Source organism: Bradyrhizobium sp. USDA 4472 (assembly GCF_054058595.1).
Genome location: NZ_JBSSAM010000001.1, coordinates 1720677 through 1741120, shown reverse-complemented (window position 1 = coordinate 1741120; position 20444 = coordinate 1720677). Strand labels below are relative to the sequence as shown.

Annotated in this window: 23 protein-coding genes; 17 read left to right on the top strand and 6 right to left on the bottom strand. The window is 63.7% G+C overall.

The features are described 5' to 3' along the window. The first annotated feature begins 69 nt into the window (after nt 1-69). From urtA to ACVWZ4_RS07775, 15 genes are all read left to right on the top strand, one after another. Nucleotides 70-1392 (top strand): urea ABC transporter substrate-binding protein, encoded by a 1323-nt coding sequence (urtA, locus tag ACVWZ4_RS07845; protein WP_456701202.1) that lies wholly within the window; start codon nt 70-72, stop codon nt 1390-1392. Nucleotides 1393-1474: 82 nt separating this feature from the next. Then, entirely contained in the window at nt 1475-3085 is a 1611-nt protein-coding gene (urtB, locus tag ACVWZ4_RS07840; RefSeq protein ID WP_456740025.1) for an urea ABC transporter permease subunit UrtB, read from the top strand. Beyond that, complete coding sequence (urtC, locus tag ACVWZ4_RS07835; protein ID WP_456740024.1) at nt 3082-4245, top strand: urea ABC transporter permease subunit UrtC; 1164 nt, start codon at nt 3082-3084, stop codon at nt 4243-4245. Before urtB ends, urtC begins: the two co-directional genes overlap by 4 nt. A 5-nt stretch (nt 4246-4250) precedes the next feature. Further along, on the top strand, nt 4251-5012 hold the full coding sequence (urtD, locus tag ACVWZ4_RS07830; RefSeq protein WP_456740023.1) for an urea ABC transporter ATP-binding protein UrtD: 762 nt from the start codon (nt 4251-4253) through the stop codon (nt 5010-5012). 87 nt (nt 5013-5099) lie between these two features. After that, nucleotides 5100-5795 (top strand): urea ABC transporter ATP-binding subunit UrtE, encoded by a 696-nt coding sequence (gene urtE, locus ACVWZ4_RS07825; protein WP_456701206.1) that lies wholly within the window; start codon nt 5100-5102, stop codon nt 5793-5795. Nucleotides 5796-5848: 53 nt separating this feature from the next. Continuing rightward, the gene (locus tag ACVWZ4_RS07820; protein ID WP_456701207.1) at nt 5849-6691 is read left to right on the top strand and encodes an urease accessory protein UreD; all 843 of its coding nucleotides are present in this window, start codon (nt 5849-5851) and stop codon (nt 6689-6691) included. A gap of 24 nt (nt 6692-6715) precedes the next feature. Then, nucleotides 6716-7018, top strand: a complete 303-nt coding sequence (locus ACVWZ4_RS07815) for an urease subunit gamma (protein ID WP_456740022.1) — start codon at nt 6716-6718, stop codon at nt 7016-7018. Nucleotides 7019-7027: 9 nt separating this feature from the next. Continuing rightward, entirely contained in the window at nt 7028-7333 is a 306-nt protein-coding gene (locus ACVWZ4_RS07810; protein WP_456736297.1) for an urease subunit beta, read from the top strand. Nucleotides 7334-7551: 218 nt separating this feature from the next. Next, on the top strand, nt 7552-8091 hold the full coding sequence (locus ACVWZ4_RS07805) for an HD domain-containing protein (protein WP_456701209.1): 540 nt from the start codon (nt 7552-7554) through the stop codon (nt 8089-8091). A 34-nt stretch (nt 8092-8125) separates the two neighbouring features. After that, on the top strand, nt 8126-9838 hold the full coding sequence (gene ureC / locus ACVWZ4_RS07800) for an urease subunit alpha (RefSeq protein ID WP_456701210.1): 1713 nt from the start codon (nt 8126-8128) through the stop codon (nt 9836-9838). Nucleotides 9839-9977: 139 nt separating this feature from the next. Then, the gene (locus tag ACVWZ4_RS07795) at nt 9978-10277 is read left to right on the top strand and encodes a putative quinol monooxygenase (protein WP_456701211.1); all 300 of its coding nucleotides are present in this window, start codon (nt 9978-9980) and stop codon (nt 10275-10277) included. A gap of 6 nt (nt 10278-10283) precedes the next feature. Beyond that, complete coding sequence (ureE, locus tag ACVWZ4_RS07790; RefSeq protein ID WP_456740021.1) at nt 10284-10892, top strand: urease accessory protein UreE; 609 nt, start codon at nt 10284-10286, stop codon at nt 10890-10892. After that, complete coding sequence (locus tag ACVWZ4_RS07785; protein WP_456705146.1) at nt 10873-11601, top strand: urease accessory protein UreF; 729 nt, start codon at nt 10873-10875, stop codon at nt 11599-11601. Before ureE ends, ACVWZ4_RS07785 begins: the two co-directional genes overlap by 20 nt. Nucleotides 11602-11639: 38 nt before the next feature. Next, on the top strand, nt 11640-12263 hold the full coding sequence (gene ureG, locus ACVWZ4_RS07780) for an urease accessory protein UreG (protein ID WP_456701213.1): 624 nt from the start codon (nt 11640-11642) through the stop codon (nt 12261-12263). A 299-nt stretch (nt 12264-12562) separates the two neighbouring features. Then, on the top strand, nt 12563-14221 hold the full coding sequence (locus ACVWZ4_RS07775) for a CHASE domain-containing protein (RefSeq protein ID WP_456701214.1): 1659 nt from the start codon (nt 12563-12565) through the stop codon (nt 14219-14221). Between the two features lie 10 nt (nt 14222-14231). On the opposite strand, the gene ACVWZ4_RS07770 is transcribed toward ACVWZ4_RS07775, so the two are convergent. From ACVWZ4_RS07770 to ACVWZ4_RS07745, 6 genes are all read right to left on the bottom strand, one after another. Continuing rightward, a complete protein-coding gene (locus ACVWZ4_RS07770; protein ID WP_456701215.1) occupies nt 14232-14591 on the bottom strand; it encodes a RidA family protein in 360 nt (119 codons plus the stop codon). Nucleotides 14592-14650: 59 nt separating this feature from the next. Continuing rightward, complete coding sequence (locus ACVWZ4_RS07765) at nt 14651-15259, bottom strand: TetR/AcrR family transcriptional regulator (protein ID WP_456705147.1); 609 nt, start codon at nt 15257-15259, stop codon at nt 14651-14653. Between the two features lie 104 nt (nt 15260-15363). Continuing rightward, the gene (locus tag ACVWZ4_RS07760; RefSeq protein WP_456740020.1) at nt 15364-16506 is read right to left on the bottom strand and encodes an OpgC domain-containing protein; all 1143 of its coding nucleotides are present in this window, start codon (nt 16504-16506) and stop codon (nt 15364-15366) included. Between the two features lie 189 nt (nt 16507-16695). Beyond that, a complete protein-coding gene (locus tag ACVWZ4_RS07755; RefSeq protein WP_456701217.1) occupies nt 16696-17148 on the bottom strand; it encodes a hypothetical protein in 453 nt (150 codons plus the stop codon). A 90-nt stretch (nt 17149-17238) separates the two neighbouring features. Then, nucleotides 17239-17604 carry a DUF883 family protein gene (locus ACVWZ4_RS07750; protein ID WP_456701218.1) on the bottom strand — a complete coding sequence of 122 codons (366 nt, stop codon included), beginning with the start codon at nt 17602-17604 and terminating at the stop codon, nt 17239-17241. A 79-nt stretch (nt 17605-17683) separates the two neighbouring features. Beyond that, nucleotides 17684-18796 carry an AI-2E family transporter gene (locus ACVWZ4_RS07745; protein WP_456736293.1) on the bottom strand — a complete coding sequence of 371 codons (1113 nt, stop codon included), beginning with the start codon at nt 18794-18796 and terminating at the stop codon, nt 17684-17686. Nucleotides 18797-19004: 208 nt separating this feature from the next. Between ACVWZ4_RS07745 and ACVWZ4_RS07740 the strand changes: the two genes are divergently transcribed. Then, nucleotides 19005-19769, top strand: coding sequence for a L,D-transpeptidase (locus tag ACVWZ4_RS07740; protein WP_456790071.1), 765 nt, complete (start codon nt 19005-19007; stop codon nt 19767-19769). Between the two features lie 17 nt (nt 19770-19786). After that, nucleotides 19787-20440, top strand: a complete 654-nt coding sequence (locus ACVWZ4_RS07735; RefSeq protein ID WP_456701221.1) for a DUF2865 domain-containing protein — start codon at nt 19787-19789, stop codon at nt 20438-20440. Nucleotides 20441-20444 lie beyond the last annotated feature (4 nt).

The window sequence follows — 20444 nt, the reverse complement described above, 5'->3', positions numbered from 1 at the left end:
GTTAATCGCAGGCGGCCGTGGGGCCGTTTCGCAGCGTTTTCACGTCTGCGTCAGGGAGATGATACATCCATGCCTACCAAATCCATTCACGATATAGCGGCGTCATTTAGCCGCCGCGGCGTGCTCGCCGCGACCACCGGACTGATGCTTGGTCTGGCGTCCATTTCCGGCGCGAAGGCCGCCGACGACACCATCAAGGTCGGCGTCCTGCACTCCCTCTCCGGCACCATGGCCATCAGCGAAACCACGCTGAAGGACACCATCCTCTTCCTCATCGACGAGCAGAACAAGAAGGGTGGCGTGCTCGGCAAGAAGCTCGAGGCCGTCGTCGTCGACCCCGCCTCGAACTGGCCGCTGTTCGCTGAAAAGGCGCGCGAGCTGATCACCAAGGACAAGGTCGCCGTGGTGTTCGGCTGCTGGACCTCGGTGTCGCGCAAATCGGTGCTCCCGGTGTTCAAGGAGCTCAACAACATCCTGTTCTACCCTGTCCAGTACGAGGGCGAGGAGTCCGAGCGCAACGTGTTCTACACGGGTGCCGCGCCGAACCAGCAGGCGATCCCCGCCGTCGACTATCTGATGAAGGAAGAGAAGGTGAAGCGCTGGGTGCTCGCGGGCACCGACTACGTCTATCCGCGCACCACCAACAAAATCCTGGAAGCCTATCTGAAGTCCAAGGGTGTCGCCCAGGAAGACATCATGATCAACTACACGCCGTTCGGTCACTCCGACTGGCAGACGATCGTGGCCGACATCAAGAAGTTCGGCTCGGCCGGCAAGAAGACGGCGGTGGTCTCGACCATCAACGGCGACGCCAACGTCCCCTTCTACAAGGAGCTCGGCAACCAGGGCATCAAGGCGAAGGACATCCCGGTGGTCGCGTTCTCGGTGGGTGAGGAAGAACTCGCCGGCATCGACACCAAGCCGCTGGTGGGTCATCTCGCCGCTTGGAACTACTTCGAGTCCATCAAGACCCCGGCGAACGAGAAGTTCATCAAGGATTGGCAGGCCTACACCAAGAACCCGAAGCGTACGACCAACGACCCTATGGAAGCCCACGTGATCGGCTTTAACATGTGGGTGAAGGCCGTCGAGAAGGTGAAGTCGACGGATCCGGACAAGGTGATCGACGCGCTGCCCGGCATCGAGGCTGCGAACCTGACCGGTGGCACCTCGAAGATGCTGCCGAACCACCACATCACCAAGCCGGTGTTCATCGGCGAGATCAAGGGCAACGGCCAGTTCGACGTGGTCTGGAAGACCCCGGGTCTCGTGGCTGGCGACGCCTGGTCGAAGGAGCTCGACGGCTCCAAGGACCTGATCGGCGACTGGGTCGGCAAGAAGTGCGGCAACTTCAACACCAAGACCAACAAGTGCCTCGGCTCCGGCTCCTGATCCGGACCTGACATTCGACTGCACGACGGGAGAAGACGGCTATTCCGCCGTCTTCTCCCCACTTCTGCCGGGGTGAACCAAAGTGCCAACCAATCTGACCGCTCGTCTCTCTACCTTTGTCCTCTCGCTGTTCCTGATCGCGTTCGCGCTGCCGGCCTTTGCCGGTCCGTTCGAGGACGCGGTCGCCAAATTCGCCAACGACGATTTTTCCGACACGGATGAAGCGATCGGCGTCGTCGCAAGCAGCGGCAACAAGCTGGCTTTTCCGATCATCAATGCACTCCAGGACGGCCGTCTCATGGCCGATCCTGACACCAAGAAGGTTTACGTCACCGGCACCGACGGCAAGTCGATCGATGCCGCGACCGGTGAGTCCGTTGCCAGCGTGCCTGACAGTGCCAGCGCCGTCCGCCTCAACAACCGCCTGCGCCGCAGTGTCGACGCTGCGCTCGGTAGCCTGACGCTGCAGTCGCCCGATCTCGGCACGCGGCTCCAGGCTGCGCAGTCCGTCTTCAAGTCGCATGAAGAGACTGCGCTCGAGCCGGTCGAGACCGCGCTCGCCAAGGAACCCAACCGATCGGTCAAGGCCGCGCTCGGCGAGGCGCGCGCCGCGATCCTGCTGTTCAAATCCGACGCCACCGAAGTGCAGAAGCTCGAGGCCGTCGCCACCATCAAGGCGCGCGGCGATCAGGAGGCGCTGGCGCTGCTCTCCGACATCGGGACCGACCAGCCCGCCTCGGTGGCCAAAGCCGCGACGAGCGCCATCAGCTCGATCCAGAACTCGCTCGCGGTCTGGTCCGCGGTGCAGAATGCCTGGTACGGCCTCTCGCTCGGCTCGGTGCTTCTGCTCGCCGCGATCGGCCTTGCCATCACCTTCGGCGTGATGGGCGTCATCAACATGGCGCATGGCGAAATGGTGATGATCGGCGCCTACACCACCTTCGTGGTGCAGGAGGTGATCCGCACCCGCTATCCCGCCCTGTTCGACTATTCGCTGCTCATCGCCGTGCCGCTCGCCTTTCTCGTCGCAGGCGCGATCGGCGTGCTGATCGAACGCAGCATCATCCGCTTCCTCTACGGCCGGCCGCTGGAGACCCTGCTTGCCACCTGGGGCCTGTCGCTGGTGCTGCAGCAGGCGGTGCGCACCATGTTCGGTCCAACCAATCGCGAGGTCGGCAATCCCTCCTGGATGAGCGGCGCGTTCGAGCTCGGTCAGATCACCATCACCTACAACCGGCTCTGGATCCTCTGCTTCACCCTTGCGGTCTTCGTGATCCTGCTCGCCATGTTGCGCTACACGGCGCTCGGCCTCGAGATGCGCGCCGTGACGCAGAACCGCCGCATGGCGGCGTCGATGGGCATCGCCACCTCGCGCGTCGACGCCTTGACCTTCGGCCTCGGTTCGGGCATCGCCGGCATCGCCGGCGTGGCGCTGTCGCAAATCGACAATGTCAGCCCCAATCTCGGCCAGAGCTACATCATCGACAGTTTCATGGTCGTGGTGTTCGGCGGGGTCGGCAATCTCTGGGGCACCCTCGTCGGCGCCTTCACGCTCGGTATCGCCAACAAGTTCTTGGAGCCGGTCGCCGGCGCCGTGCTCGGCAAGATCGCGATCCTGGTCCTGATCATCCTGTTCATTCAAAAGCGGCCGCGCGGCCTGTTCGCGCTCAAGGGCCGTGCGGTGGAAGCATGACCCCTCACATGCTGACGCGATCACTGGACCGCGGCGCGACGATCTTCCTGTTGGTCGTCGCCGCCTGCGGCGTCCTCATCCCGCTCTCCAATTTGCTGCTGCCGGCAGGCTCGGTCCTGCAAGTGCCGACCTATCTTGTCGCGCTCTGGGGCAAATATGTCTGCTACGCCATCCTGGCGCTCTCGATCGACCTGATCTGGGGCTATTGCGGTATCCTCTCGCTCGGCCACGGCGCCTTCTTCGCGCTCGGCGGCTATGCGATGGGCATGTATTTGATGCGGCAGATCGGTACCCGCGGCGTCTACGGCAATCCCGTTCTGCCCGACTTCATGGTGTTCCTGAACTGGCAGAAGCTGCCGTGGTACTGGCACGGCTTCGACATGTTCTGGTTCGCGGCGCTGATGGTGCTGTTCGTGCCGGGCCTGCTGGCCTTCTGCTTCGGCTGGCTCGCCTTCCGCTCCCGCGTCACCGGCGTGTATCTGTCGATCATCACGCAGGCGATGACCTATGCGCTGCTGCTCGCCTTCTTCCGCAACGATTTCGGTTTCGGCGGCAACAACGGCCTGACCGACTTCAAGGACATTCTCGGCTTCAACGTCCAGGCCGAGGGCACGCGCGCCGCGCTGTTCGCGCTCAGCTGCCTGGCACTGATCCTCAGCTTTCTGATCTGCCGCTCGGTTGTGTCCTCCAAGCTCGGCAAGGTGCTGATCGCGATTCGGGACGCGGAATCGCGCAGCCGCTTCCTCGGCTACCGTGTTGAATCCTACAAGTTGTTCGTGTTCACGCTGTCGGCCTGCATGGCCGGCGTCGCCGGCGCGCTCTATGTGCCGCAGGTCGGCATCATCAATCCGTCCGAATTCGCACCGGGCAATTCGATCGAGGCGGTGATCTGGGTCGCGGTCGGCGGCCGCGGCACGCTGATCGGTGCGGCGCTTGGCGCGATCGTCGTCAACTACGCCAAGACGTTCTTCACCTCGGGCGTGCTGGCGCCGTACTGGCTGTTCATGCTGGGTGCGCTGTTCATTCTGGTGACACTGCTGCTGCCCAAGGGCATCGTCGGCACTTTCAGCGCCTGGCGTGAGGCGTTGAGAGAGAGGCGCCCTGCTGCGGCGAGTGCGGCGGCCGAAGACGGCATGACCGAACCAAAGATGGCGGAGTAGCGGTCATGAACGTCATGGATACCCGCGCGACCTCCGCGATGCTCTATCTCGACGGCGTGCACGTCTCGTTCGACGGTTTCCACGCCATCAACAATCTGTCGCTGACGCTCGAGCCCGGCGAGATGCGCGCCATCATCGGCCCCAACGGCGCCGGCAAGACCACGATGATGGACATCATCACCGGCAAGACCAAGCCGGACGAGGGCACGGTGCTGTTCGACGGCGTCACGGACCTGACGCGCCTCGACGAGACCCGCATCGCCGAGCTCGGCATCGGCCGCAAATTCCAGAAGCCGACGGTGTTCGAGAGCCAGACCGTACAGGACAATCTCTTGCTCGCGCTCAATGTTGATCACTCGGTCCGCAGCACGTTGTTCTGGCGCGGCAGCAGGGCGGAGTCGGAGCGCATCGACAAGGTGCTGGAGACGATCCGTCTCACCGATTCCCGCAATCGCCTCGCCGGCAGCCTCAGCCATGGCCAGAAGCAATGGCTCGAGATCGGCATGCTGTTGGCGCAGGATCCGAAGCTGCTGCTGGTCGACGAGCCCGTCGCGGGGATGACCGACGTCGAAACGCATCTCACCGCCGAGCTACTGAAAGAAATCAACAAGACCCACACCGTCATGGTGGTCGAGCACGACATGACCTTCGTGCGCGAACTCGGGGTCAAGGTGACGTGCCTGCATGAAGGCACGGTGCTCGCCGAAGGAACCATCGACCAGGTCTCGTCCAACGAGCGGGTCATCGAAGTCTATCTGGGTAGATAGCGAATGGCGAATAGGAGTGCCGAATGAACGGGCTGTTCCTCGTATTTGCTACGGGCCATTCGCCATTCGCCCGCAAAGGTGTTTCCGATGCTCGAAGTTAAAGACATCAACCTGTTCTACGGCGCGGCGCAGGCGCTGCGCGGCGTCTCGATTGCGGCTGAGCCCGGCAAGGTGACTTGCGTGCTCGGGCGGAACGGCGTCGGCAAGACCTCGCTGCTCCGCGCCATGGTCGGGCAATACCCGATCTCATCGGGCGCCATCGTGTTCGACGGCGGCGATATCACCGGCCTCAAGCCCTATGAGCGGGCGCGCAAGGGCATCGGATTCGTGCCGCAGGGCCGCGAGATCTTTCCGTTGCTGACGGTCGAGGAAAACCTCAAGACCGGTTTCGGCCCGCTCAAGCGCCAGGACAAGCACATCCCGGACGACGTGTTCTCGCTGTTCCCGGTGCTGGAATCCATGCTCGGCCGTCGCGGCGGCGATCTGTCGGGCGGCCAGCAGCAGCAGCTGGCGATCGGGCGCGCGCTGGTGATGCGGCCGAAATTGTTGCTCCTCGACGAGCCGACCGAGGGCATCCAGCCCTCCATCATCAAGGACATCGGCCGCGCCATCTCATACTTGCGCAATCTCGGCAACATCGCCATCGTGCTGGTCGAACAATATCTCGACTTTGCCTGCGAACTCGGTGACAGTTTCGCGGTGATGGATCGCGGCGCGGTGAAATTCACCTGCGACCGCTCCAATCTCGACCGAAGCGAGATCAGCCGCCAGATGGCGCTGTAAGCCGGGACATTGTAGGCTGGAAAAACCCTGCCGCGGCCGGCTGGGGGAGACGGATGCGCAGCGACGCCTTGGTGAGTTCTTTGGCGACATCTTCGGTGTTCGAAGCCAACCGTGCGCGCGGCGCGGTCCACTTCGACGTGTACGCCCGCGACGGCGTGACGCGGCGCGGCGCGTTGCATGAATCCGGCTCGCTCCGCGTGCGCTTTCCCTCGCCCGAGGACGATGGCCTGTCTGGCGTGTTCGTCAACACGGCCGGCGGCGTTGCCGGCGGCGACCGCTTCGACATCGAGATCGCGGCCACTGACGCCGCGCGCTTGACGCTGACGACGGCGGCCGCGGAAAAGGTCTATCGCGCGCCGGGGGCGGCGGCGCAGCTCAACATTTCCTTGAAGGTCGCTGCAGGCGCGCACCTCGGCTGGCTGCCCCAGGAGACCATCCTGTTCAACCGTGCCCGGGTTCATCGCCGCTTCGAGATCGAGCTCGATGAGGCCGCCTCGCTGCTGCTTTGTGAAATCGTCGTATTCGGCCGCACCGCCATGGGCGAGCGCATGGAGCACGGCGAGTTCGTCGATCGCTGGCGGTTGCGCCGCGGCGGCAGGCTGGTGTTCGCCGAGACCATCAGGCTCGACGGCGATATCGGCGCAAAACTGGTTCGATCCGCGGTCGCCAAGGGTGGTGCTGCAATAGGCACCGCGTTGATCGCTCCCGGCGACGAGGCGCTGATCGGGCGCATCCGCGAAGCGTCGGACTCCTTCTCCGGGGAGGTCGGGATATCGGCCTGGAATGGCTTTGCATTGGCGCGGTTCTGTGCCCAAGATGCGGCGCGTTTGCGCGCCGACATGATGGCCGTGCTGGCGCGCACCGGTGCCGCGCTGCCGCGGTTGTGGCTGAATTGAAGTGTTGAACGGAAGAGATTCTTCATGAACCTGTCTCCCCGCGAAAAGGACAAGCTTCTGATCTCGATGGCGGCCATCGTGGCACGCCGCAGGCTGGACCGCGGAGTCAAGCTCAACCATCCCGAGGCGATCGCGATTATCTCCGACTTCATCCTCGAAGGTGCGCGCGACGGCCGCACGGTCGCCGAGCTGATGCAGTCAGGCGCCCAGGTGCTGACCCGCGACCAGGTGATGCCCGGCGTCCCCGAGATGATCCACGACATCCAGGTCGAGGCGACGTTCCCTGACGGGACGAAGCTCGTCACCGTGCACGAACCGATCCGATAGGAGCGAAGCATGATTCCCGGCGAACTCTTCATCCAGGACGGCGAGATCGAGCTCAATGCCGGTCGCAAAACCGTGACGTTGACGGTGGCCAACACCGGTGATCGTCCGATCCAGGTCGGCTCGCATTACCACTTCTTCGAGACCAATCCCGCGCTGAAATTCGATCGCAAGAAGTCCCGCGGCATGCGCCTCGACATCGCCGCCGGCACCGCCGTCCGCTTCGAACCCGGCCAGACCCGCGACGTCCAGCTCGTCGCGCTCGCCGGCAAGAAGACGATCTACGGTTTCCGTGGTGAGGTCATGGGGAAGCTGTGACGTAAGCCGAGATGAGTGCCGTGATCTGCAGCGAGGTGAGCACGTCGGTCGGGCTCCCTCCCCCCTTGCGGGGGAGGGTTGGCGAGAGGGCTATGCCGCACGACAAAATCCCTCGGTTTCGAAGAACCCGCGCCAAGCAATTGCGCCGGGAGATGACGCGCGCCGAGACGTTGCTGGAGCGTCACCTCAAAGCGCATCGCATGGAGGAGAGTTGAACCATGCTCTCACCGGTCCGCCTTGTCTCCGAAGCTGCCGAACTTGCTGCGCATCGCCACAATGGCATGGCGCGGAAGGGACGCGGCAGTGAGCCCTATATCAACCATCTTGCCGAGGTGGCCAACCTACTCGCCACCGCGACCGATGGTGTCGACGCCGAGATCGTCGCGGCGGGTTGGCTGCACGACTCGATCGAGGATACCGATACCACGCGCGCGGAGCTTGCGCAGACGTTCTCTGAGCGCGTCGCTTCGCTTGTCGTCGAGTGCACCGACGACATGAGCCTGCCGAAGGCCGAACGGCGGCGGAAGCAGATCGAGGACGCTCCGCACAAATCTTCCGGCGCAAAGCTCATCAAGATTGCCGACAAGATCAGCAATATCGGCTCCCGCATTCGGTCCGATCCGAGCGCCGATGAGCGCGACGACCTTGCCGACTACACCGGTTGGGCCGAGCAGGTTGTCGCCGGCTGCCGCGGCGGTAACGCCTGGCTCGATACGAAATTCGACGATGCTGTGAAAGCAGCGAGGGCTTTGCTGTGACCAGCCAACAGTTCAATCGCAAACGGGGCTTGTGATGTCCGTCAAAATGAAGCGTTCCGTCTATGCCGACATGTTCGGCCCGACCATCGGCGACAGGGTGCGTCTCGCCGACACCGATCTCATCATCGAGGTGGAGAAGGATTTCACCACCTACGGCGAGGAGGTGAAGTTCGGCGGCGGCAAGGTGATCCGCGACGGCATGGGGCAGTCGCAGGTGACCAACAAGCAGGGTGCTGCCGACACCGTCATCACCAATGCGCTGATCGTCGACCACTGGGGCATCGTCAAAGCCGACGTCGCCATCAAGGATGGCATGATCTCCGCGATCGGAAAGGCCGGCAATCCCGACATCCAGCCGGGCGTGACGATCATCATCGGCCCTGGTACCGATGTGATCGCGGGCGAGGGAAAGATACTCACCGCCGGCGGCTTCGACAGCCACATCCATTTCATCTGCCCGCAGCAGATCGAGCATGCGCTGATGTCCGGCGTCACCTCGATGCTCGGAGGCGGCACCGGCCCCTCGCACGGCACCTTCGCCACCACCTGCACGCCCGGGCCATGGCATATCGCGCGGATGATCCAGTCGTTCGACGCCTTCCCGGTCAATCTCGGCATCTCCGGCAAGGGCAATGCCTCGCGGCCCGCAGCCCTGGTCGAGATGATCAAGGCCGGCGCCTGTGCGTTGAAGCTGCACGAGGATTGGGGTACCACGCCGGCCGCGATCGACAACTGCCTGTCGGTGGCTGATGACCACGACATTCAGGTCATGCTGCATTCCGACACGCTGAACGAATCCGGCTTCGTCGAGGACACCATCAAGGCGTTCAAGGGACGCACCATTCATGCGTTCCACACCGAAGGCGCCGGCGGCGGGCACGCCCCTGACATCATCAAGGTCGCCGGTCTGAAGAACGTGCTGCCATCCTCGACCAATCCGACGCGGCCGTTCACACGCAACACCATCGATGAGCATCTCGACATGCTGATGGTGTGCCACCACCTCGATCCCTCGATCGCGGAAGATCTGGCGTTCGCCGAAAGCCGCATCCGCAAGGAGACCATCGCGGCCGAGGACATCCTGCATGATCTCGGCGCGCTCTCGATGATGTCGTCGGACTCCCAGGCGATGGGCCGGCTCGGCGAGGTCATCATCCGGACCTGGCAGACTGCCGACAAGATGAAGAAGCAGCGCGGATCGCTGCCGCAGGACAAGGGCAAGGACAACGACAATTTCCGCGTCAAGCGCTACATCGCCAAGTACACGATCAACCCGGCGATCGCGCACGGCGTATCAAAGCTGATCGGCTCGGTGGAAAAGGGCAAGCTTGCCGACCTCGTGCTGTGGTCGCCCGCCTTCTTCGGCGTCAAGCCTGACTGCATCGTCAAGGGCGGCACGATCGTCGCGGCACCCATGGGCGATCCCAACGCCTCGATCCCGACGCCACAGCCGGTGCATTACCAGCCGATGTTCGGCGCCTTCGGCAAGGCGCGCACGGCGTCCTCCGTGGTGTTCACCTCGAAGGCCGCGATCACCGGCGGTCTCGCGCGAAAGCTCGGCATCGAGAAGAAGCTCTATGCGGTCCAGAACACCCGCAAGATCTCCAAGAAGAGCATGATCCACAACGACGCCACGCCTGACATCGAGGTCGATCCGGAGACCTACGAGGTGCGCGCCGACGGCGAGCTGCTCACCTGTCCACCCGCCGAGGTGCTGCCGATGGCGCAGCGATATTTCATGTACTGAAATAGCGCTCAACGCATGTCCCCGGCGCATGTCGCACTGCGTGTCCGGGGGCGGCTTTTCCGGTTTTGCGTTCGATCCCGGCTGGTCTAATGTCCCGCCCGGTTATCGTAACCCAGAAGAAAAGCCGGGAGGATTTCTCGTGATCTACGTCGTCGCCACCCTGACCATCAAGCCCGAAACGCGCGCCGAATTCATTGCAGCCGCCACCGCCTGCATCAGGGAGACGCGGAAAGAGCCGGGCAATATCGCCTACGATCTGCATGAGAGCGTCACCGATCCCGCCAAGATGGTGTTCGTCGAGCAGTGGGAAAGCGCGGAGGCGCTGGTGCCGCATCGCGGCCAGGAGCACATGAAGACGTTCGGCCGTGTCGCGGTGAAGTGCTTTACGGCGCCGCCGAAGATCGAGGTGATCACGCCAGAGAAGGTCGAGACGAGGTAACAACGCATGATCCGGGCGACGCAGGTTAGGGGACAGCACCGCTTCACGGAAACGCCGGCGGATACGGTCGTGCTCGATTTCGACGATCGGCACCGCCGTCGCATGGCCATGACGGGCACACGGGGGCTCGAATTCCTGCTTGACCTGGAGAATGCGGTCGCGCTGCGCGGCGGCGATGCGCTGGTGCTGGAGGACGGAAGGTTGGTCGAAGTGGTCGCGGCGCCTGAGCCGCTGCTGGAGATCCGCGGCCACGACCCGCACCATCTCATCCGTGTCGGCTGGCATCTCGGCAACCGTCATCTGCCGACGCAGATCATGGCCAAGAGCCTGCGCATCCGCCGCGACCACGTCATTGAGGCGATGGTGAAGGGCCTTGGTGCCCGCGTCGTCGAGATCGAGGCGCCGTTCGATCCCGAAGGGGGCGCCTACGCCGAGGCCAGCCATGTGCACGGTCACGACCACCATGCACACGACGATCACGGCCATCATCGCCATGATCATCATCATGATCGCGCCGCGCATGACCATGGGCATGATCACCACCATCACCACGACGGGCATTGCGACCATCCCGACCATCACCACGGCCACAAGCATGCTCATGACGACAAATGAGCCCGTCAGTGCCGCCGACCTCGCAGAGCGCGAGGCGGCGGCGCTATATCGGCTTATGACATGGTTGTCGCCGGCGTTTCCCGTCGGCGGTTTTTCCTATTCGAGCGGTATCGAGTGGGCGGTCGAAGCAGGTGATATCACCGATCTCGCAACACTCGCCGACTGGCTCGATGCCATGCTGGGGGACGGCTCGGGCTTTTGCGATGCGACGTTCCTGGTTCAAGCCTATCGTGCCGCAGAGGCCGGCGAAGACGCGGCTCTGAGCGACGTCGCCGAGCTCGCCGCCGCTTTCGTGCCGTCGCGCGAGCGCCAGCTCGAGACGACCTCGCAAGGGCGCGCCTTCATCGACATCTCCCGGTCCGCGTGGGATGCCGAGGGCCTTGCCGCCATGGTCGCGGCATGCCGCACGCCACCGGTCTATCCCGTCGCCGTGGGGGTCGTCGCGGCGCTGCATGGCGTGCCGCTGGCGCCGACGTTGCACGCCTTCCTGCATGCGCTGGTCTCGAACTGGATTTCCGCGGCGAGCAGGCTCGTTCCGCTCGGCCAGACTGACAGCCAGCGTGTGCTGGTGAAGTTGGAAGCCGCTGTGGCAGCGACCGCCAATCGGGCGCTGAACGCGACGCTGGACGATCTCGGCAGCGCAACCTTCCGCGCCGATCTCGCCAGCCTGCGGCACGAGACGCAATATACACGGCTGTTTCGCTCGTGAGCGGTGCGGCCTTCACTGACCAAGAGAGAGCAAGCCATATGTCGAAATCTCACGGCCCCCTGCGTGTCGGCGTCGGCGGCCCCGTTGGATCGGGCAAGACCGCGCTGATGGACCTGCTTTGCAAGACCATGCGTGAGCGCTACGACATCGCCGCGATCACCAACGACATCTACACCAAATGGGATGCGGAATTCCTGGTGCGCTCAGGCTCGCTGACGCCGGACCGCATCGCCGGCGTCGAGACCGGCGGCTGCCCGCATACCGCGATCCGCGAAGATGCATCGATGAATCTCGCAGCGGTCGCGGACATGCGCGCCAAGTTTCCGGGGCTGGATCTCGTACTGATCGAATCCGGCGGCGATAACCTCGCTGCCACTTTTTCCCCAGAGCTTGCCGACCTCACGATCTACGTGATCGACGTTGCCGCCGGCGACAAGATCCCGTCCAAAGGCGGCCCAGGCATCACCCGTTCCGATCTCCTGGTCATCAACAAGACCGACCTCGCGCCCCATGTCGGTGCCTCCCTCGAGAAGATGGACACCGACGCCAGGCGCATGCGCGGCGAGCGCCCCTTCGTCATGACCAATCTGAAGAAGAGCGAGGGTCTCGACCGGATCGTCGGCTTCATCGAAACCAAGGGTGGGTTGAAACGGGCGGGCTGACGGGCCGCGGCGACGTCGCGCAGGTCTATTCCGCCGTTAACCTATGAGGCAAAGCGGGCCGGACGGAACCAATTTCCGACACGGCGATTGTCTACCTTCGGTGCCCGGAGAAAAGCCGCTATTGGCCGGATCATCGGCCGGGCGGATTAAGCTTTTTGGGCGACCCAAGTTGCGTACAGATGCCTCCTCCGTCATTATCTCCGCCACTGGGCTCACCCTGTTTCGGCACATGGCCGTTCGAACGGCGTTGATATGCTCCGTGTTTATTGCCGACCTCCTGCCTTCGCCTGAGTAGTCGCGTGGTCCGGTTGGGTTTCATCATCGGCTTTATCGCTCTGCTCGGAGCTCTGCTCTCCGGGCTTGCAGCCTATCGCGTCCACGACCAGGAGCTGGCGCTGGATCGGATTGCGCTCGCGCGTGCGATCGACGTTCATGCCAGCCTCGTCCAGGACCGGTCAACGGAACGAGAGCTGCTGGCACGTGTCGCCTCAGGCCTGTTCCGCGCGCCATCGGTGCTGAAGCCAAATATGCTGGAGCCGCTGCGCTCGGCGATCTACGCCTTCAAGACCGATTTCGTGGTGGCCGGCTGGGTCGCCCGGCTGCGGCCCAGCGAGCTCGCCGCGGCACGAGCTGCTATTGCGGCCGCCGGCTTCCCGAATCCCGAGATACGCGACTACAGCGACAAGCCGATCGATCCGGCAAGCCTGACGCAGCCGATCGACGTGCTGATGGACCTGGAGCCACGCAGCGACGAGACCAAAGCGCTGCCTGGGCGCAGTTATGATGACGACCCGGTTCGCAATGCAATGCTCGCGCGCGCCAGGGTCGAGAAGCGGTCGGTCGCCTCCGACCCCGTGCCGCTCTTGCGCGACAACGGACCGATCGGCGTGATCGTAGCTGCCCCGGTCATTCCTGAAGGTGCCACCGAGCCGGTCGGCTTCATCACGTTTTCCTACGAGCTCGCCTCGCTGATGCTGACCAATGATGACCTGTCGCTATTCTCGGTCGCACTGAAGGATCCGCGCAAGGAGGGCAGCGAGCTGGTTGCCAACGACCAGGGTGTCGTCTCCACCCGCATGACGACGCCTGACGGGCCGGCGCCGTCCGCGATACGCAACGTCAGCTTCGGCGGCCGCGACTGGCAGCTCGGCTATTACGCCAAGACCAATTCGGCGCGGCGGGCCGAGCAGACCGCGATCATCGTGGCGGCGATCGGCTTCGCCATCACCGCGATGGTGTGTGGCCTGTTCGGTTACGTCGCCTACAACAATCTGCGGCTCAGCCGCGAAATCCAGGTGCGGATCGGCTTCGAGCGGCGGCTGACGGCCGTCATCGACGAGCTGAATCACCGCGTCAAGAACATCCTTGCGGTGATCCAGTCGATCGTGACGCGCACGCTGCGCCACGGCTCGGACATCGACGTCGCGCGTGAGCTCCTGATCGGCCGTATCCACGCCATGTCCAACGTGGTGTCGCTGCTCAGCGAGAGCCAATGGCAAGGCGTCAAACTGAAAGGCCTGTTCGAAGCTCGCGCCATCCCGCATGCCGAGCGTATCGCCGTCAGCGGCCCTGACATCGCGGTCAGCGCGCGCGCCGCGCAGAGCCTGTCGCTGCTGTTCTTCGAGCTTGCCTCGCACTCGGACGAAGGCCTGTCGTTGGTCGGCAAGCATCCGCACATCACCGCGAACTGGACGGTGACGGGTGAGGAGCCCGAGGCGGTGTTTCATTTCCGCTGGGAGGAGTTCAACACCAGCGAGGCGACGCGGCGGCCGGATTCGGATTTCGGCTTGATCCTGCTCGATCGCGTCGCGCCCGAAGCGCTCGGCGGCACCGCCAAGCGCTATTTCACCGACGTCTCCTATGTCTACGAGCTGACCGCGCCGATGGAGACGGTCGTCGACATGACCGAACGCGACCGCACGGAAAAGCTCTCGCAGCCGGTGCAGCCGGTGCGGTAGACCATGCCGCTCAGCTCGGGGTCGATCGCGCGGCGATGGCGGTAATCTCGAGTTTGACGTTTGGACCGAGATCGGCCACGCCGACGGCGGCACGCGCCGGCAAATGAACTTCCGCAAAGTGCGCCTTCCAGGCCGCATTGAACGCAGCCTTCTCGCTGAGATCGGTCATGAAGATGGTCACTTGCAACACGTTGGCCAGGTCGGATCCGAGAGCCTGGAGCAAACGCGATAGCTGGCCAAGCACATCGTTCGCCTGACCCGACATGTCCAGGCTGGTGTCCTCGGGGACGATGCCGCCGATATAGAGCACGCCTCCATGCTCGACCACTTCGTGGAGTAAACCTTCGTACGGCAAGATGCGCTTGATCATGATGACAACGATGCTCCTGTCGAATGTGGCATGAGATAGGGTCGCGTCGAGCACCAGGCCTAGGCCTTGGGCCGCAACACAAGATCGACCAGATGACGCGCGTAGGCCGGGGTGATCGGCGCGATGCCGAAGATGTAACGGTAGAACAAGCTGCCATAGATCGCGTCGTAGAGATCTTCTGGCGGAGCCTCGGCCAGAATGCTGCCGTCGCGCTGGCCGGCGCCGATCATCTCGACCAGTGCGCCGCGGCGGAATTGCAGATACCGGGCATAGAACAGTTCGGCCGAGCCCGTCTTGGAAATGCATTCGGATATGACCGCGAGCTGGACCTTGCCGAATTCACCTTGCAAAGCTTCGGCATAGGCCGCGGCGTGGCGACGCGCGCGCGCCGCTGCCGTGCCTGCGCTCACCGGCGGCAGCGGAAGCATCTGGGCGGCGTGATGCAGGAAGGCGTCGATCAGGAGCGCCTCTCGCGACGGCCACCATTTGTAGATCGTCATCTTGGAGACGTTGGAGTGGCGTGCGACCGCATCGATCGTGGTTGCGGCAAGGCCGGTCGCGGCCATCAGGGCGTATGCGCTTTCGAGGATGGCGTTGGCGGTCTCGATCGAGCGTGGCCGGCCGCGCCGGGGCGCACCCTCGGCTGCTTCAGACGTGCCTTTCGCCATGACCAAGCCGGTCTCCTTGCAACGAACCGCCGTTCCCGCGGCCGCTCCGTCCCGCATAGCGCAGCTGCGGCGCCCGGCCTAGCGAAATCGCGTCGCCGCCGCGCCTAGGCCCGCTGGCGCAAGGCCGCCGGTTCGTCCTGCCGCTTCGACCAGGAAATATAGTAAGCCACCGCCGTCATCGCCGCGAATCCGGCAAGGCTCACCCCGATCTGCATCACGACCAGATTGGCACCGGTGATCAGGATGAGGTGGCCGGCGAAGGACAGGAAAACGCCGATGCAGAACACCGCGAGCCATTCCTCGCCGCATTTGGTCACCATCTGGAGTGACTTCCGTTGCAGCCACGGATGGTCGGGCGGAACGAGATGGGTTGCGATGAAGGCCAGCGCAAGGAAATGGATCACGCGATAGGGTGCGAGGTATTCCTTGTCGGTCGCAGAGATGCCATTGCGCACGATTTCCGGCAAATAGGCTGATAGCGCCGGCGAATGGCGCATCAGGGTGATGGCCATCGCCAGCACGAGATAGGCGCCGGCCGCGATGCGGAGCCAGGACATTTTGTGGAGGCTCTGGCCTGAGACGCCGGTGACGGCGAACCAGCCACCCAGCACCATCAGCATTTGCCAGCACAGCGGGTTGAAGGTCCATTCCAGGTCGGGATAGGCGTGAAAATTCCAGCCGAACCAGCGTGCGGCGAGATATAGCGCGACCGATGCTGCGAGGGTGAGGTTAGGGCCGCGCAGCAGTCCCCACAGCACGAACGGGAAGAACGCCATCAGCGGAATCATCAGCTGAAGCAGGTCGAGATTGAGCGGTTCTTCCTGAAGCACCAGTCCCTGGACCAGGGTCCGGAGCGGATGCTCGAGAATGCCGGAGATGTTGTAATCGCTGATGATCTCCGGTGCCATCGATTGCGAAGCGACATAGGCGATGGTGTCGATGTAGATCACGAACAGCACGACATAGGCGGCATAGAGCCGCCAGACGCGGCGGAAGACGCGCGTCGCCGCGACGACATAACCGCGCTCCAGCGCCATCCTGCCGTGGATGATGGCAACCCCGTAGCCTACCACGAACACGAACAGGTCGGCTGCGCCGCTAAAGCCGAAGTTGCGCAGCGTCAGCAGGTTCACGACATTGTTCGGGATGTGGTCGACGAATACCGACCAGTTGGCAATGCCGAGCGTCAAATAGAGCCTGGCGTCGTGCTGAAATGCGGCAAGGTTCGCCTTGACGGACGGTTTCATTGCGGAAAATAGCTTCTAGAATCAGGGGCGATGCTTTTAGCGGCAACCACCTGCTTGTCCGAGTAGCGTTTGCGTGAAGCAAGGCGGATTGGCCAGGCTTGATGAAGAATTGCGCAGAACAGCGCAATGGAATTCCAGCCGGCCGCTGGTTGAGGTCAGGGGCGCAACTTTATTAACGCGGACCTGGCCTCACTCGGCCGGCTCGGCCGAAGGCTCGTCTGCCGCTCCGGCGCGGCTTGCCATGATTCCAAGCGCGACCCCGCCGACTGCCAGGATCGGCAACAGCCGCTTGACTCCGATGGCGCGCACGATCTGCAAGCCGGTGGCCAGCAGCATGGGATCGGCAAGCATGCTCGGAGCCGCCTTGGCGGCGCGTTCGGCAGCGATGCGCGCGCGAGCCCGCACCTCCCGCTTGTAGCCCCAATAGCTTCCCGCTGCGGCGATCGTCAGCAGGAAGAAGACGCCCGCCCCCGCGAGGCAGGCCTGCACGGGGCCGTATTTTTCGAGAACCGAGATGAAGGCTGCCGCGCAAAGGAAGCAAGTGGTGACGAAGAGCGCGAGCGCTGCACCCGCCGCCAGCGAGGCCAGCCGAACGGTCGTGCCCGTCGATGCGCTGATGCCGTCGATGATGCGCTGAAACACGGCCTTACTCCTCAGATCCCCACAGCCAATTCATCACCGGCAGGTCACGGCGGCACAGGCCGTCGTGACCGTAAAACCCATCGCCGCGCGTTACCGGCGCCAGGCGAACCCGATCAGGAAGCCGATGCCGAGCGCAACACCGACGGTCGCGAGTGGCCGTTGCGTGATGGCCTCTTCCAGCGTCTCCTCGATCGAGCCGTAGGCATCCTGCGCCGCGTCCATCATCGCACTGCCGCGCTCCGAGAAGTCGTCGAGCGTCGAATCCATGTTCTCGCGCGCCTGCTTGTACCCGCGGCGGGCTTGCTTGCCCGAAGCGTTGGCGAACGTGTTGAGTGCGTCGGTGATCTGGTCGGTGAGGGCGGCGATATCGCTTTTCACGGCTGCTACATCCTTCTCGAGACGTTCTGCGGTGGCTTTGTCGGTCCAGTCTCGCATCCCGGTTTCGCCATTGGTCATAGAGGGGCTCCAAAACTCGCATCGGCGAAGATAGCCGGAAAACGCCCCGTCTTCGGGGAAGTTCCCTTCGCACCAGCCATCACGCCTCCGGAAGCTGCGGCGAATTCTCGGGCAACAGATGCTCCTTCAGGATCAGCCCGACGATCAGCAGCGGAGATGACAGGAACGAGCCCATCGGGCCCCATAGCCAGGTCCAGAAGGCGAGTGCGATGAACACCGCGAGCGCATTCAGGGCCAGCCTCCGGCCGATGATGGTGGGCGTAACGAAGTGCCCTTCCAGGAAAGTGATGCCGGCGAAGGCGATCGCCGCGGCCAGGCCGCCGCCGATGGTTGGGAAGGCGACCAGCCCTACCACGACCAGCACGGCGAACATTGCAACCGGCCCGATGATAGGGATGAAGTTGAGGGTGGCCGCAAGCGCGCCGAGGCCGGCCGGATTTGGCATGCGGGTCACTGCGCAGACCAGGCCTGCCGCAATGCCCACGCCGATATTGATGATCGTCACCGTCAGCAGATAATTGCCGAGATGGACTTCGATCTCGTTGAGGATCCGCAACGTGCGCAGCCGCGCGTCGCGTTCGCCGAAGGTCATGATCAAGGCCCGCCGCAGGTCGCGCCAACTCGCGATGAACAGGATCAGGGTGGCGAAGAACAGCAGGAATTCGGCGAAAGTCGGGGACAGGAATTCGAGCGTCGGCTGCACCCAATCGAACTTGGGAATCTGCAGGCTCGGCAAGCCCTCGGAGCCGCCGACCATGCTTTGGAGCTCACGCCAGAGCGCGAGCGGGCGATCGAACACGTGCAGCTTGTCCTTGAGCTGCGCAGCGAGTTCAGGCAAGCGCGAGCTCCATTCCATGACCGGTGCCGCAATCAGCGCGACGACGAAAGCGACCATCGCGGTCACAGCGACCACGATGAGTACCGCCCCGAGGGCGCGCGGTACCCTTTGCTTTTCCAGGAAGGTCGCGGCCGGCGACAGCATGGTACCGGCGACCACGGCCATTACGACCGGCAGGAAGAACGCCTTGGCGACATAGAGCACCGCGACGACGGCGATCAGAAGCAAACCGGCAAGCGCAAACGCGACGAACTCGGTACGCCGGATCACCGGTGGGAGTTCGCTATGGCTCTCGGGAAGCGGGGCACCTTCGCCGTCGCCGGAAATCAGTCGTTCACTGGGAAGGACGCGCACAATATCTCTCCCCGCACGGAAGGCTTCCGGGCGCCCATTGACGACGAGAAAACGCGTGAGGAGTGCCGCGGTTCCATCGCGCCTTCGTGAAGCCGTGCTCGCTTGACCGTGACGCGGCTGCCTCACGCGGCGGCGGAACTTGCATCAGCGCTGCTGCGTTTACGGGACAGCAGCATCACCCAGATGCATACATCCAACGGGGCAGCACATGACAAAGTTCTCTGTCGTCCGTCGCAGCTTTTCGCCGCGAATCATCACCGCTTTTACGACAGCTTTGCTGACGGTGCCGTTCGCGGCTCAGGCGCAAACGCTCGGCTATGCGCCGATGCAGCCGCAGACATATTCGCAGGACCAGATCTATTCGCAGGGCTCCACGAACGAGGCGCCGCAGCCTGCGGACGAGGATGCGGCGCTGCCGGATCGGCTCCGGCGGCAGATCGTAAGCTTCGACCGTAACGAGCCGGCCGGCACCATCGTCATCGATACCGCCAACACCTATCTCTATTTCGTCCTCGGCAACGGCCGCGCGATGCGCTACGGCGTCGGTGTAGGGCGCGAGGGGTTCACCTGGTCGGGCGTGCAGAGCATCAGCCGCAAGGCGGAGTGGCCGGATTGGCATCCGCCGGCCGAGATGATCGCGCGCCAGCCTTATCTGCCCCGCTTCGTCGCCGGCGGCCCCGGCAACCCGCTTGGCGCGCGCGCGATGTATCTCGGCTCCAGCGAATACCGCATCCACGGCACCAACGATCCCACGACGATCGGCAAGTTCGTCTCCTCCGGTTGCATCCGCCTCACCAATGAGGACGTCAGCGATCTCTTCAACCGCGTCGGCGTCGGCACGAAGGTTGTCGTGTTGCCGAAGAACGCACCACTGATGGCGCGCGGGGCCGATCCCGCCCGCAAGCGGCCGGCGGTGTCGACGCTGCACGCGGGGCGCCAGGCGCTGAACATCCCGGCGTCGTCGGTGGACTAAGGGTTGCGTGAGGTCAGATGATGAAACGTTCGACCAGCAAGTCGGCTTGCGCGACGGCCGCGTTCGTCGCGGTCGCTTCCCTGGGCCTTGCTCTGACGCCTTCTGCGCATGCAGAGGATTTCTTCTCGGCGCTGTTCGGTGGCTTCCACATGCGGCCGCCGCCTGAGATCCGCGTGCCGTTCCAGAACGACGACATGCCACGCTACGAAGCGCCGCGCCAGCGCGCGTCCTATGGCGGCGGCACCGCTTATTGCGTACGCGGCTGCGACGGCCGTTACTTCCCCGCGCAAGGCAACGACGCCGAGAGCAAGGCGCAATCCTGCAAGAGCTTCTGCCCCGCGTCAGAGACCTCGCTGGTCTACGGCAGCGATATCGACGATGCCACGACGGACAAGGGCAAATCCTATTCCGACCTGCCCAACGCCTTCCGCTATCGCAATGAGATCGTCGCGGGCTGCACGTGCAACGGCAGGGACCCGGTCGGGCTCGCCCAGGTCAAGATCGAGGACGATCCGACCCTGCGCAAAGGCGACATCGTTGCAGGTGCCAACGGCCTCGTCGTAGCCAATCGCAACGCCAATGATCGCCGCGGCGTCGCAATGAATTTCTCGCCATTGCCGGACAGGATGCGCGCCAAATTCCACCAGGTGCCGGTGGTGGCGAAGGAGTAGGAAT

What these genes read in the sequence shown, in the direction of transcription:
- urtA (WP_456701202.1), top strand. Translation starts at nt 70, where the DNA reads ATGCCTACCAAATCCATTCACGATATAGCGGCGTCATTTAGCCGCCGC.
- urtC (WP_456740024.1), top strand. Translation starts at nt 3,082, where the DNA reads ATGACCCCTCACATGCTGACGCGATCACTGGACCGCGGCGCGACGATC.
- urtD (WP_456740023.1), top strand. Translation starts at nt 4,251, where the DNA reads ATGAACGTCATGGATACCCGCGCGACCTCCGCGATGCTCTATCTCGAC.
- urtE (WP_456701206.1), top strand. Translation starts at nt 5,100, where the DNA reads ATGCTCGAAGTTAAAGACATCAACCTGTTCTACGGCGCGGCGCAGGCG.
- ACVWZ4_RS07820 (WP_456701207.1), top strand. Translation starts at nt 5,849, where the DNA reads ATGCGCAGCGACGCCTTGGTGAGTTCTTTGGCGACATCTTCGGTGTTC.
- ACVWZ4_RS07815 (WP_456740022.1), top strand. Translation starts at nt 6,716, where the DNA reads ATGAACCTGTCTCCCCGCGAAAAGGACAAGCTTCTGATCTCGATGGCG.
- ACVWZ4_RS07810 (WP_456736297.1), top strand. Translation starts at nt 7,028, where the DNA reads ATGATTCCCGGCGAACTCTTCATCCAGGACGGCGAGATCGAGCTCAAT.
- ACVWZ4_RS07805 (WP_456701209.1), top strand. Translation starts at nt 7,552, where the DNA reads ATGCTCTCACCGGTCCGCCTTGTCTCCGAAGCTGCCGAACTTGCTGCG.
- ureC (WP_456701210.1), top strand. Translation starts at nt 8,126, where the DNA reads ATGTCCGTCAAAATGAAGCGTTCCGTCTATGCCGACATGTTCGGCCCG.
- ureE (WP_456740021.1), top strand. Translation starts at nt 10,284, where the DNA reads ATGATCCGGGCGACGCAGGTTAGGGGACAGCACCGCTTCACGGAAACG.
- ACVWZ4_RS07785 (WP_456705146.1), top strand. Translation starts at nt 10,873, where the DNA reads ATGCTCATGACGACAAATGAGCCCGTCAGTGCCGCCGACCTCGCAGAG.
- ureG (WP_456701213.1), top strand. Translation starts at nt 11,640, where the DNA reads ATGTCGAAATCTCACGGCCCCCTGCGTGTCGGCGTCGGCGGCCCCGTT.
- ACVWZ4_RS07770 (WP_456701215.1), bottom strand. Translation starts at nt 14,591, where the DNA reads ATGATCAAGCGCATCTTGCCGTACGAAGGTTTACTCCACGAAGTGGTC.
- ACVWZ4_RS07765 (WP_456705147.1), bottom strand. Translation starts at nt 15,259, where the DNA reads ATGGCGAAAGGCACGTCTGAAGCAGCCGAGGGTGCGCCCCGGCGCGGC.
- ACVWZ4_RS07760 (WP_456740020.1), bottom strand. Translation starts at nt 16,506, where the DNA reads ATGAAACCGTCCGTCAAGGCGAACCTTGCCGCATTTCAGCACGACGCC.
- ACVWZ4_RS07750 (WP_456701218.1), bottom strand. Translation starts at nt 17,604, where the DNA reads ATGACCAATGGCGAAACCGGGATGCGAGACTGGACCGACAAAGCCACC.
- ACVWZ4_RS07740 (WP_456790071.1), top strand. Translation starts at nt 19,005, where the DNA reads ATGACAAAGTTCTCTGTCGTCCGTCGCAGCTTTTCGCCGCGAATCATC.
- ACVWZ4_RS07735 (WP_456701221.1), top strand. Translation starts at nt 19,787, where the DNA reads ATGATGAAACGTTCGACCAGCAAGTCGGCTTGCGCGACGGCCGCGTTC.